Here is a 13,706-nt window from a genome sequence, read left to right as displayed (position 1 = left end):
TTTTTTTCTATCCATTCTATTTTATCTTCTAAATTATATAACCCATTTATATCAAACAACATAAAAACCTCTTTAAAATAACATTTAAATTAAAACTTATTTTCATTTAAAAACTGGAATAAATAAATTCCAAATTATATCGCAATAAATGCAAAAGAATAGAATTTATTATCCTTAAAAACACAATTTTATTAAGCCCGATTTTTTATGTTGCACTTAAATAAAACCAATCATCAATAAATAATAAAAAACGACAATTTTATCTGAAATAACTTCAAAAGAACCTCCAATTCACCAGCGGTTAAATCATAAAAAAATTAACAATATCTTATTAGTTTTAAAAATTAAAGGCAAGTTTACACCTGCCTCTAACTCAATTAAAAAAACACCAAAATAACCATTATTAACCTTATTCTTAATAACCAGGATTTTGTTTATATAATCCTCCTGTAAAATCAATTTCTCTTTGAGGTATTGGATAATATTCATCTCTACCCGCTGTAAATTTTGCATTTGACAAGAAATCTTTTTTCGTTTTCTCCTCAGTAAGATAAGCATTCAAAACTTGCTCTGCAATACCCCATCTTACCAAATCAAAGAATCGAGGCCCTTCCATTCCAAACTCCAATCTTCTTTCAAACATCAGTGCTTTCATGGCATATTCTTTTGAAGGAAAAGAAACATAAGGTTGCACATTGTACACATCTGAAGCTCCTGCTGCCAAAGGCATTGCAGTACTGGCGGCTGCTCTGGCTCTTATCAAGTTGATGATAGGCAAGGCTTCCGTATATCTGTTCAATTGTATTAAAGCCTCTGCTTTAAATAGCAATACATCTGCATATCTGATAAAATCAACATTTTTTGAAGTACCAATGAATGGTCCGTTTTTCACATAACAAGAACAGTCCGGAGATTGTTGCTCTTTCATATTTCCAAAGTAACCATAAACTCCCGGATCTCTCGCCCAACTGAATTTATAAACCATATCTCCGGAAGCTTTCAATGTATTTTTATATTTGAATGGTCTTCCAGGGACCCCAACCGTATGGTCAATTCTTGGGTCAATAGTAACTCCGGAAGCTAAAACTGCATCCCCATTACTGATAGTATTAAAAATATCGCTATTATTGAATGTATCCAATAATGGCAAACCATTTGCATCCGTTCTAAAAGCATTAACCATGTTCTGACTTGCCATATGAAAACCACAACATCCATAAAGTGGTGTACCGTGAGGTGAATTCAATCCGGTAACAAAACTCACTCTGCCGGTATTGGTACCATCATTGATAGAAAACTGAACTGCCCAAATAGATTCGGAACCATTATCGTGACCGTCTAAAAAGTTATTCCCAAAATCGGTTTCCAAACTACCCGTTACATCATCCGCATAATCAATTACTTCCTGTAATCTAGCTGCATTAATATTTATAACTTGGTGCGTATCATTTTGCTCATATGCCTGATACAATCTTAATTTTGCCAAATAGGCCGCAGCAGCATTTTTGTCAGCTCTACCCACTTGTTCTTGAGATTGAGGCAAATTATCATATGCGAAAATAAAATCGTCTGCAATTTTATTCCATAAATCTTCATTTGACAAATCATTTGACGTTTTTAAAATTTCCTCTTGAGTCAAATCCTCTGTAATAAAAGGAATTTTTTGAACAACAATTTCAGCATAAAATGAGAATGTGCTCTTAGAAAACGTAATTCTGCCTGTCTGGTTTTCTTCAACGGATAATCAGCATCCGGAATGGCATTAATTACAGATAAAGCAAAGTTGGCTCTTGAAATCGCTTTATAATGATTGGTCCAAGTTCGCGGCAACATCCAATCACCGTAATCAGCAATTGTCAAATTGTATTGTTCGTAACGATCCACAACATCTACATCGCCACGACCTCCTCCGCCTTTGTAGGCATCATCAGAACGCACACTTCCATAAACCCACTGGTGTGTGATAGGCCCCACCATTTCATCATTCCCTATTCCGGCATAAGCCGCATTCACAAGCGCTTCTGCATTTTGGGCAGTTGTCACGTTACTGGAAGACAATACTCCAGTAGGTTCATAATCTAAAAAATCTGAGCTACATGATGCCAAAAGTAAAACTGACATGAAGCTGATAACTATTTTATTATATTTTTTCATGAGAATAATTTAAAAATTAAAGTTTACACCTAATGACAAAGTGGTAGGTACAGGGATTCTGTTCACATCTGTTCTTTCTGGGTCTTTACCAATATAACCTTTTGGAGTAATCCAAAATAAATTTTCACCCTGAGCATATACTCTACAACTTGTTAAAAATCCTGTTTTGTTTAATAAACTTTCAGGCAATGAATATCCAATTTGTAAATTTCTCAATTTAAAATATGAATTATTTCTAAACAAATAATCTGAAGTTTGTGTATCATTATGTGCCAAAGAAAGTGAAGGAACATCCGTATCAGTATTCGTTGGTGTCCAAGCATTTAAAGTTCCTGGTCCTGCATTTTCTCTTCCCTGAACAAAGTTATTCCAGAATATGTAGGGATCAACACCAATTCTTCCTGCTACACCAGAACCAAATAATGACAGATCAATTTGTTTGTAAGATAAACTAACATTAACACCATACTGTAATTTTGGAAGCGTTGTACCTATAAAAGTTCTATCATTCGAATTAATTATACCATCATTATTAATGTCAACAAATTTAATACCTCCTAAACGAGCACCAACCTGAGTTGCATGTGAATCAATATCATCCTGACTTTGAAACAACCCATCAGTTTTATATCCAAATATTTCAAATTGTGAATGACCAATTATTGAATTTGCTGCTGTTCCTGGATATGCTGCTCTTACTTCTTCTGGTAAACTTGTAATTTTATTTTTTGTATGACTAAAATTCGTAGAAACACTGTAAGAGAATCCAGATTCAGTTTTGTCTGAATAACCAATTGTGAATTCCCATCCTTTATTGGATGTTGAAGCACCATTTACGAAACGTTGTTGTCCTTCTCCTATAGCAGAAGCAACTGGTGGTTTAATTAAAATACCATCTGTTTTTCTAGAAAAATAATCAAATGTTCCTGATAATTTATCCCCAAAAAATCCAAAATCAAGACCTACGTTCACCTCTTTTGTAGATTCCCACTTTAATCCTGAATTAGCTGCCTGAATAGAAACAAAACCAGAAGGTAAATTACCTGTGTTAGTCCCATTCAAATCATAGGCTGTACCGACATTATAATAAATATTAAAAAAGTCAGGGAAATATACATTTTGGTTAGGTCCATATCTAGCTTCATATAATCCAAAACGAGCATTATCCCCAATAGACTGATTTCCAACTTCTCCATATCCTGCACGTAATTTAAGATTAGATATAGTAGTGATCTTTTTCATGAAATCCTCATTATTTAATTTCCAACCTACAGTAGCTGCAGGGAAAATTCCATATCTATTATCTTGACCAAACCTTGAGGAACCATCTCTTCTTAAAGTAAATGTTGCCAAATATTTATCTGAAAAAGCATAATTTAATTTTCCAAACTGAGAAAGCAATCTACTTCCAGTAGACATTCCATTATTTGTTCTTGCTCCTGTAGCAGCAGAAAGTGTAAAATAAGATTCTGATTCAACTGCAAATCCTTCAGCTTTTGCATATAAAGTATTTAAATCAGTTTTAGTTGATTCAGTACCAACCACTACTCCAAATTTATGGTTTGATAATTTTAAATCATAGTTTAAAGTATTTGAAATAGTTAAGCTAGAGTATTTATTAGTATCTAAAGCTAAGCTATTATTAGCTCTATTAACAAACCCATTAATTACAATTGGCTCAATATCTTTTTTATGGAAATCATTAAAATCCATACCAATGCTATTTCTGAAAGTAAGATTATTCAAAATTTTAATTTCAGTGAAGACATTTCCATATAAAGACATTTTTCTAGTATTATCCCATCTGTTTAAATATTGCATCAACAAAGGATTATTTCTATCTGAATATCCTGAACCTAATGGCCCTGCAAATTCGCCAGAAGCTGTATAAACAGGAATTGTAGGTGCTAATGTGATAGCTAAACCAGGAACCGGTGCATTACCTACGTCGTTAGCAGCATTTCTTTCATTTGATTGAGTGAATTGAGAATTTACACCAAATTTAACTCTGTCATTAAATAATTTGAAATTAGCATTAAGTCTAGCAGAATATCTTTCATAATTAGTATATTTTAATATTCCATTATTATCTAAATATCCTAAACTTAAAACTGCATTAGATTTATCAGATCCTCCTGAGACTGATAAATCATTATTTACCAACAATCCTGTTTTATAAACAGTATCCTGCCAGTCTGTATCTCCTGCAGGTACATTTGTATCCCCACCAACATAAGGTTTAACTGAGACACTATTTAATACAGGATTATTAAAATTATTGTTCCAATCAAAGTTATAGATTTCTCCATAACCTCCTGATGGATCAGCTCCATCATTTACAGAAGCTTGCCAAAGCACTTTTCCTCTATCTAAAGCATTAAGCATTTTGTAGCGTTGTTTTTTCTCTGAAAGCACCGATACATTGGTGCTATATGAAACTCTTGTAACGCCACCTTTTCCAGCATTTTTTGTTGTCACAATAATAACTCCATTTGCTGCTCTAGAACCATAGATTGAAGAAGCTGAAGCGTCTTTTAAAACTTGAACGGATTCAATTATACTTGGGTTTAAACTTGCAAAAACTTCAGGACGAACTGTTGGCACTCCATCAATTACATACAAGGGGTCGGTATTACCTAAAGTACTTACTCCTCTAATCAAGATTCTACTACTTGCACCACTTGGATCACCAGATTTTTCAATTTGTAAACCAGCAACCCTACCTTGTAAGGCTTGCATAGCATTACCTGAACTCATACTTTGCCCTTCAATCGGCTTTAAATCAACAACTGTAACGGCTCCGGTAACATCTACCTTACGTTCTTTAGAATATCCAGTTACTACAACCTCTGTTAATTCTTGAGATTCAGTTGCCATCACAACATTCAATGTTGATTGATTATTGATTTTTACAGTTTGATTTTTATAGCCCACATAGCTAAAAATTAAACTTGCATTTGGAGCAACATTTTTAAGTTGGTATTTTCCATCAAGATCAGTTGTTGTTCCAATATTAGTCCCCGTCACCAAGACTGATACTCCTGGCAAAGACAAACCATCTTCAGATGAGGTTACAGTTCCTTTTATACTGATGTTTTGTGCAGAAAGAGAAAAAAAGGACCCCATCAAAATTAAATACAGAATGATTTTACATTTCATAATTTAAATAGTTTAGTTAAAATTTAATTGATTAACACTTAATTTTCGATTACTAAATCGAATTTTGCTAATTAGTAGCAAATATTTTTTTTAATTTGGTTATTTATTTAACATTTCATAATTCATAGGGTTTAGTTTAAATTTAATTGGTTAATAGTTAAGTTTTCGATTTTAAAATCAGAATTTCCTTTGGTTACATAAAATTGTTCCATCGGTTTATCTGAAAAAAAGATTTCTGTCATTACCGTTTTTCCATTATCATAAAACACTTCTATTGAAGTTTTATCAACGATAATTCTAATATCTATTTTATTGAAATCTCCGGAAAAAGGAGCTTTTGAAATTTGTTTTGCAAAATCATCTGAAAAAGACAAATCACCTGATTTCTTTCTATCAATGAAAAAATAATTTTCCTTTTTATTTAAACCAAAACTGACAACATTATTGGCACTATTGGAGATTGAAAATGTATAAATATCTTTTTTCAAATTATCGAGAGTAAATTGTATATCTAAACTTGAAAAATCAAGCAATGATTTATCAAACAATACCGTTTTATTATCCTTAATTCTAATAACATCTTTTTTAATTGTTTTTGATGCATAGTTCAACAACTCTCTAATAGGTAGTGAAGCAACTTTATAGTGACCATTTTCTTCAAAAAGACTCAATTCTCTGGGTATAGTCATACTACCACGCCATTTTTCTGTAGGTACTTTATTAGCATATTCCCAATTAGACATCCATCCTACAAACAGCTTTCTTCCATCAGTTTCAGAAATATTAGACCAAGTCACCCCCGCATAATTATCTTTCCCATAGTCAATCCAAATACCTTTTTTATTTTCTATATCTTTTGCAAAAGTTTTATCTAAAACGAAAGTTTTCCCATCGAAGTCACCTACAAAATATTGAGTAGCAGATCCTCCATTGGGACCTCCAGGGTTAATACTAAGTAAAAGCACCCACTTATATTCGTCTTTTCCATTTACCATCATTGGAAAAAAATCAGGACACTCCCATACTCCTCCATGAGCTCCAATATTTTCACCGAAATCGGAAAGTTTTTCCCAATCTTTCAAATTCTTAGAACTATAAAAAATTGTTTTATTTCCAGCAGCTAAAACCATTAACCATTGTTTGTGAATGTTATCCCAGGTCATCTTTGGATCTCTGAAATCTTTAATCGAAGGAAATTCTACTACCGGATTTTTTTCATATTTTTTCCAAGTTAAACCTTCGTCTAAAGAATAAGCGATACCTTGGGATTGAACTCCTGGCTCACCAGTTTTTTCTTTTTTAGGATCATGATAGGTAAACATCGCTACAATAGGCGGATTTTTCAGACTTCCAAAACCAGAAGTGTTTTTTAGATCTACTATTGCACTACCTGAAAAAATATATCCTTTCTCATCTGGATAGATTGCAATTGGCTTTTCAGTCCATCTAACCATATCTGTACTAATTGCATGCCCCCAATGCATAGGCCCCCAAACATTGGAGTCAGGATAATGTTGAAAAAAAAGATGGTAATAACCATTATAATAAAACATTCCATTAGGATCATTTGTCCAACCTTTTTTAGGTGTAAAATGTAAATTCGGTCTATATAATTCTTCTTCCGTATATGCTTTTTTATCTGATACTGAAGACTCTTTACAATTAAACAAAGTCAGTAAACCTATGGTACACAACAATAATTTAGCGTGTTTTTTAATAGCAATTTTAGTCATGATCTATTCTTTTATTAATTTTTTACTTAATTCTTCTAAAGAAATTCCTTTGGTTTCCGGCATTAAAAAAGCCACAAACAAAAGTTGAAAAACCATCATTACGGCAAAGAATAAAAACACCACACCCGCTCCGATTGAAGAAAATAAAAATGGAATTAGTGATGGAATTATTGCTGCCAAAACCCAATGCGTAGTACTCCCGAAAGCCTGTCCTGAAGCTCTGAGGTGATTAGGGAAAATCTCTGAAATAAAAACCCAGATTACAGCACCCTGACCAATTGCGTGAGCTGCAATAAAGAGGAACAGAAAAATAGGAACTGCCATTCCCTGCCATTTTAAAAAGAAAGCAATAGCAACAAGACTCAGCGAAATAATATAACCTACTGACCCAATATACATGAGTACTTTTCTACCCAACCTGTCAATTAATGAAACTCCCAATAAGGTGAATACTAAATTGACTACACCGATACCAATACTACTCAATAATGCAGTACTCTCGCCTAAACCTGCTTCCTGAAAAATTCGGGGAGAATAATACAGAAAAGCGTTAATCCCTGATAACTGATTAAATAAGGCTATTAAAAAAGCCAGGATTAGTGGAGTACGGTATTTTTTTAAAAAAATGTTGTCATTGGTATTAGCGGCATTGCTATTATCCAGCTCAATCTCTTTTTTCATTTGCTCATAATCGGCTTCCTGCCCCATTAAAGCCAAAATCTTTTTAGCTTCTTCATTTCTGGATTTAGACAACAGCCATCTTGGACTCTTAGGAATACCAAAAACGAACAGCGTATATATAAAGGAAGGAAAGGCTTGTACTCCCATCATCCATCTCCATGAATTCTCTCCTGTATTTCTCAACAAATAATTAGACAGAAAAGCCATCAAAATCCCTAAAACAATATTAAACTGATAGAAAGCAACTAATTTCCCTCGGTCTTTTGCCGGTGCTATCTCAGAAATATAAGCCGGAGCAGCAATTGTAGATGCTCCTACACCCAAACCTCCAATAAATCTAAATGCTGCAAAAACATAAGGATCATTTGCTAAAGCGGATCCAATAGCAGAAAAGAAAAACAAAATACCTATCCATAATAAAGTATTTTTTCTTCCTATTTTATTAGTAGGTATACCTCCAAATATAGCACCAAAAACAGTCCCCCAAAGCGCCATACCCATTACAACTGTACCATGAAAAGCATCTGATGAATTCCAGATTGCCTGTAATTTTTTATCGGCTCCTGAAATCACTACCGTATCAAATCCAAAAAGAAAACCTGCTAATGAAGCAATCACAGACCAAACAACTATTTTTTTCATTATTTAAAAATTAATATTGAGTTGCTAAGCTATATGTAAAAAAAAGCTAGCTATTTTGAATATGTATCAATTACATACAATCTCACCAAAACCCCAATACCACACCCTCAAAACACTTGATTTCAGTAGCTTAAAATAAAACACAGGCCAAAAACTATTTCGTTATAGTTACAATGATGTTACACCAATTACAATGATGTTACGCTTGTTTTCAGAAAATGAAAGATGATTCAGTGTACTTGTGTTTCATTTAACATAGTCTTATGCTTTTTTTAGAGATCACCGGGATTTTTTTATGAAAATTTTAGGCACGTTGATTTTTCAAAACACTATTAGTTCAATCAGATTCATTTTAGAACGGGATTAAAAATGAAATCATAATATCCTTTCGATGAACTATTTTAGTAAATAAGTCTAACAGCATGGTCTTATTAACAGTGTTATTCTTTTACAAAAATCCTTTTTAATCTGATTATAAAAAAGCCCGTCAAAAATATCTTTTGATGGGCTTGATTGTAAGGCTAAAAAATAAGCACGCTCTTTTCAAAACGTGCTTATTAGAAGCGAAACTGATTTATCTTTTATCTTGGTTTTAGACTTATTTGAAAATTTTCAAATCTGAAAAAGTAACCTCACCATTATCTGCAAAAACAGCCCACGGATTTCGGTTCATTTTATAAATACGGTTCGTAAATGCTATTTCATTATTAATATATATGACGCACACTGAATTCTCGGATACAATTGTAACATCAAATTCTTTGTTAGCTGGTACTTTAAGCGGTAATTGAGTCAGGTTTAACGGCGCACTGTTTTTGATTACTTTATCCAATCTCAATTGATTTTTGGCTAAATCAAACACAAGGGCAAAAACTTCATTTCGTGTTCCACAGGCCCCAAATTCAAAACCAAATTGCGAAGAAGTTGTCGCTTTGATATGTGTTTTAATTTTAAAAACGTCCGCTCTCCTGTCGAATACTGAAAATGCTTTTTGCGAACCATTAGCCTTCAAAACATAGGCGTCACCTTGTTTTGTCATCCCAAAATTACTTACGGATTGCAGTGCTTCATTAACATTAAACTTATCATTCACCCCATCCGGAATGGCAACCGCAAAAGTTCCATCGGAATGCTGAATCAGGCGATGAGTCACTAATGATCCTGCCCAATCAAAAACATTGGAATCACTATTTTTATTTTTGGTAGGACACCAGCCCATTATATATCGATTAGCTCCATCTGAGAACGGTTCTCCCTGCATAAAAAGCAATACCGTCTAATTTACTGTTTTCGGGAGTTATCCAGACATTTGAAGTTAAAGAGCGGTATTTGTAATGCACCATACGGTCATCAATATTAGAATAAATCAGATATTGATACTGTCCCATCGTGAATATGTCAGGACATTCGGTTATAAATGTAGAAGTATCTTCATAAAAAGGTTTCTCCAAAGTCCAATCGATTAAGTTGGTTGAACTGTATTGCGCAATCACAGCGCGCCATGGCACATTCGCATTCGAAACCAAATCGACTTCAGAACGTGTCGCAATCAACATTTTAAAGGTTCCGTTACTTTTATCTTCTATAATAATTGGATCTCTAAATTCGTTGCGATCGTATCCCCAAGAAGCCTGTAACTGAAATGACGGATTCTTTGTCCAGCTTTTTAAATCGGTTGAAGTGGCTAACATAATTTTTTCTTTGGGATCCAAAATTCCGTTATGCCCGGTATAGAAAGCATAATACGTTCCGTTCCATTTAAAAACGGAACCTGTTCCTAATGCCCCGTCTTGGTCTGTGGCATTCCCAGTTGGAATCATCTCGCTATTTTCGGTAAATGTGGCAAAATCAGCCGTCATCACTTTATACCAGGGATGAAAAGTAGGCAAGGTGTTTCTGGCATCATACAAATAGAAAATATGAAATTTTCCATTTTCATAAAACGGCATCGGATCTCCTACCCAACCGTTTGTTGGTTTATAAAAAGTGGTATACTGATTTGCTGATTCAGCTATCGTCTGACAAGCTGGAGCATTGGTTGCAGCATCAGGATTTTCGATAGCCGCACCACTATCTTTACTGCAATTATAAAATAGTGCGAAACAAAAAGAAAGGCATACAATTTGAAAATTCATTCTCATGGTTTTTGTTGGTTTAACGAAACTATCATGCATTCAAGAATACCCGACAATTCCGGATTAAATAATTTAGTTAGCAATAGATTCGATTCAAAAAGGAAAAAAGATATTTAAGCAAATCCCTTTTATAATCTTAAGAATAGTACAATTCTATTACTAAGATATTTACTAAATTACCGTTAGCCCTCCTGAAATGTTACCATTTCCTACAATACTATTTAAAAACACCTCAAATTCACAAAGAACTAAAAATCAACAAATTAAACTGAAAAAAAATCACAATACAGAACGCTAATTCTGTTTATGTTACCAGAAAGTACACTGATGATACCTAAATATTTTTATACTCCTTAGGGGAAATTCCAAATTTATTTTTGAATGAGGTTGAAAAGTAATTCGGTGTAGAAAAACCTACCGCATAAGCAATCTCTGAAATTGTTAGATCTGATTTTTTCAAAAATTCTTTAGACTTTTCTAATCTTATATTATTGATATGATCACTGATGCTAATTCCCAATATTGCTTTGACTTTACGATACAATTGCACACGGGAAATAGCCAGGTTTTTAGCTAAATCTTCCACGGTATAAGCCGAATTATCTAAGTTTTTCTCAATCAGTTCGTTAAGCTTTTTAAGAAAATCCTGTTCGCTAACTCCAAAAGTCCTTTCTTCGATATTAATTATATTATTGGTATAATAATACCTTAATTTCTCTCTGTTAAAAAGCAAGGCTTTGATGGACTGCGCCAATACTTTTAAATTAAATGGTTTGGTCAGGAAAACATCTGCACCACTATCTAAAGCCTGTAAATAAGAATCCTGATCGTCCGAAGAGGTTAATATAATCGTCGGGATATGAGAAGTTCTCAAATCTTTTTTGAGTTTTTCACAAATTTGAAATCCATTCAGCTCCGGCAAATTCAAATCGCAAATAATAATATCAGGAATTAACTCTAAAGCATATTCCACAGCATTAGTTCCATCTGAAGTAAAAAAAGTATATTCGGTTGAAAACTTATTCGATACAAAATCCAAAAGATCTTTATTATCCTCTATATAAAGAATCGAATACCTATCCTCATTATGCTGAGGTTCTTTCTTTTGAATAACTTCAGAATCCAAATAATCGGATTGATGTACATAATCTAATGCAGCTTCTTTAACTATCGATTTTTCATCTAAATGCTCTTTTCCAAGTGGTAATGTAATGATAAATTCTGCTCCGTTTTTTGAAACAACATCAATACTTCCTTTGTGCAAATCAATAAAACTCTTTGATAAATGCAGTCCAATTCCCGAACTGTTTCTATAATTATTAGACCCCTGATAAAAAGCGTTAAATACCTGATCAATTTCTTTTTCTGGTATGCCAATTCCCGAATCCTTAAAGTGAATATGAACAACATTATTCTCCCTATCTTCTTTTATCGAAATACTGATTTTACCGTTTTCAGGTGTAAATTTAAAGGCGTTTGACAACAGATTAAAATAGACTTTATCCATTAAATTTCTATCGATATAAACCTCTAAATTTTCATTGTTAGTAGTCAATGAAAAATCAATATTCTTTTTCTTTGCTTCGCGGTCAAAATCACTTACAATACCTTTTGAAAAATCCAATAAATTGGTTTGCGATGCTCTCAAAGTAAATTTTTGATCCTCGGTTTTTCTATAATCCAATAACTGATTGATTAAACGCAGTAATCTTCTGGAATTGTTATACATCAAATTAATTTCTTTATTGAAAGCAATTCCTTTATTCTTAAATTCACTTTCCAGGGATTCAACCGAACTCAAAATCAGCGTTAAAGGTGTTTTGAATTCGTGTGACAAGCCCGTAAAAAAGTTCAATCTCGCCTCATTACTTTGTTTTAATTCATTAGAAAACTTTTTAATTTCATTTCTTTGGTGTTTGATTTTTTTATTGGTTTCCTCTAATTCCTGTTTCTTTCGACTAATCATAATTCTCGAGTAAATACTATAAATAGCCAGACCTAAGACTATTACCAATAAAAAAGTCAACAATTTTAAAAGATTATTCTGGCTTGCATATTTTTTCTCCTGATTTTTGATAACCTTTTGCTGCTGCTCAATATCCGATTGCTGAATTGTAATTTTATCAAACTGATTACTCATTATATCTGCATTTAGGGAATCAATTAAAATTGTATTTAATTTATTGTTTTTGGGAACTATCTCTTTGTTCGCTAAACGTATTGCCAATTTGATAGCTTCACTACCTCCTGTAGGATATAACACAGTCGACTCTAATATACCATCTTTTACTAATTGAATTCCACCATATGGACCATTTAAACCATCAACTCCAATAAAGTTTATTTTCTTTTCTAAACCTTTTTTCTTTGCAATTTTCCACGCATCATATGCAATTAGATCATTAAATGCATAAACAAAATCAACACGTTGTAAACTATCCAATATTTCATTATAATTTTGATTTGGATGACCAAAATCATCAGCTGATATAGAAATCACCTTAATTCCCGGATATTGCTTAACAATTTGTTTAAATCCAAAACTTCTTTCAAAACCTGGAGATGTCTTCAAATCAGCTTTAATTTCAATAACATTTCCACTACCATGAGTACTAGACACGATGTGTTTTCCCGCCAATCTGCCCACTTCTATATTATCCGCACCAATAAATGCAGTATAATTAGAAGTATTTGCTTTACGATCAATTATAATTACAGGTATTCCATTTTCTCTCGCTTTTTCAATAACTGGGACTATTGAGTCCGAATCGAATGGAGAAACAATTATTACATCTACTTTACTGTCAATAAATTTCTGTATATCACTAATTTGCCTGCTAGCCGATCTGTTAGCATTGTAAATTGTCAAATTTATTCCCGGATGGAGCGAGGCTTCCACTTCCATTGAGTGATTCATAGAAGTTCGCCAAAGATCATTACCTACACTTTGAGAAAATCCAATTGTAATTTTATCTTCTTTTCCTGAAGATTTTCCACATGAATGCAACAAAACAATAAAAAAGCAGATTATTATAGAGTAATACTTTGATGACATGAGATTAAATTTGGTTAAATCAATACTGTAAATTAAACAGTTATCTGAAAAATTTTTAGAGCAATAATTTCAACTTTTATCCATTTTAAAAATATATGTAAATCTAATAAATATGAGCAATATCTATCATTTTTATATCATTTTTAT

General features: G+C 32.9%; 8 protein-coding genes. All 8 read right to left on the bottom strand.

Annotated features, from left to right (window positions below; translation table 11 throughout):
* Window positions 1–415: 415 nt before the first annotated feature.
* The gene (locus P5P90_RS09795) at window positions 416–1,603 is read right to left on the bottom strand and encodes a RagB/SusD family nutrient uptake outer membrane protein (protein WP_278034520.1); all 1,188 of its coding nucleotides are present in this window, start codon (window positions 1,601–1,603) and stop codon (window positions 416–418) included.
* A 32-nt stretch (window positions 1,604–1,635) separates the two neighbouring features.
* Window positions 1,636–2,154, bottom strand: coding sequence for a RagB/SusD family nutrient uptake outer membrane protein (locus tag P5P90_RS09790; protein WP_278034519.1), 519 nt, complete (start codon window positions 2,152–2,154; stop codon window positions 1,636–1,638).
* Window positions 2,155–2,163: 9 nt separating this feature from the next.
* On the bottom strand, window positions 2,164–5,313 hold the full coding sequence (locus tag P5P90_RS09785; RefSeq protein ID WP_278034518.1) for a SusC/RagA family TonB-linked outer membrane protein: 3,150 nt from the start codon (window positions 5,311–5,313) through the stop codon (window positions 2,164–2,166).
* A gap of 131 nt (window positions 5,314–5,444) precedes the next feature.
* On the bottom strand, window positions 5,445–7,046 hold the full coding sequence (locus P5P90_RS09780) for a glycoside hydrolase family 32 protein (RefSeq protein WP_278034517.1): 1,602 nt from the start codon (window positions 7,044–7,046) through the stop codon (window positions 5,445–5,447).
* Window positions 7,047–7,049: 3 nt separating this feature from the next.
* Window positions 7,050–8,369: a sugar porter family MFS transporter gene (locus P5P90_RS09775; protein WP_278034516.1), complete on the bottom strand. Its 1,320-nt coding sequence runs from the start codon at window positions 8,367–8,369 to the stop codon at window positions 7,050–7,052.
* A 598-nt stretch (window positions 8,370–8,967) separates the two neighbouring features.
* Window positions 8,968–9,630: a glycoside hydrolase domain-containing protein gene (locus tag P5P90_RS09770; protein ID WP_278034515.1), complete on the bottom strand. Its 663-nt coding sequence runs from the start codon at window positions 9,628–9,630 to the stop codon at window positions 8,968–8,970.
* Window positions 9,599–10,504 (bottom strand): glycoside hydrolase family protein, encoded by a 906-nt coding sequence (locus P5P90_RS09765; RefSeq protein WP_278034514.1) that lies wholly within the window; start codon window positions 10,502–10,504, stop codon window positions 9,599–9,601. Before P5P90_RS09765 ends, P5P90_RS09770 begins: the two co-directional genes overlap by 32 nt.
* A gap of 334 nt (window positions 10,505–10,838) precedes the next feature.
* Window positions 10,839–13,559: a substrate-binding domain-containing protein gene (locus tag P5P90_RS09760; RefSeq protein WP_278034513.1), complete on the bottom strand. Its 2,721-nt coding sequence runs from the start codon at window positions 13,557–13,559 to the stop codon at window positions 10,839–10,841.
* Window positions 13,560–13,706 lie beyond the last annotated feature (147 nt).

Source organism: Flavobacterium nitratireducens (assembly GCF_029625335.1).
In the GTDB taxonomy this organism is placed as follows: Bacteria; Bacteroidota; Bacteroidia; order Flavobacteriales; family Flavobacteriaceae; genus Flavobacterium; species Flavobacterium nitratireducens.
The sequence above is the reverse complement of the archived record's forward strand: the minus strand, read 5'-3'. Positions and strand labels throughout refer to the sequence as shown.

Bases quoted from the DNA above. Each gene is read 5' to 3' on its own strand.
- P5P90_RS09790 (WP_278034519.1), bottom strand. From the start codon at position 2,154: ATGAAAAAATATAATAAAATAGTTATCAGCTTCATGTCAGTTTTACTT.
- P5P90_RS09785 (WP_278034518.1), bottom strand. From the start codon at position 5,313: ATGAAATGTAAAATCATTCTGTATTTAATTTTGATGGGGTCCTTTTTT.
- P5P90_RS09780 (WP_278034517.1), bottom strand. From the start codon at position 7,046: ATGACTAAAATTGCTATTAAAAAACACGCTAAATTATTGTTGTGTACC.
- P5P90_RS09775 (WP_278034516.1), bottom strand. From the start codon at position 8,369: ATGAAAAAAATAGTTGTTTGGTCTGTGATTGCTTCATTAGCAGGTTTT.
- P5P90_RS09770 (WP_278034515.1), bottom strand. From the start codon at position 9,630: ATGCAGGGAGAACCGTTCTCAGATGGAGCTAATCGATATATAATGGGC.
- P5P90_RS09765 (WP_278034514.1), bottom strand. From the start codon at position 10,504: ATGAATTTTCAAATTGTATGCCTTTCTTTTTGTTTCGCACTATTTTAT.
- P5P90_RS09760 (WP_278034513.1), bottom strand. From the start codon at position 13,559: ATGTCATCAAAGTATTACTCTATAATAATCTGCTTTTTTATTGTTTTG.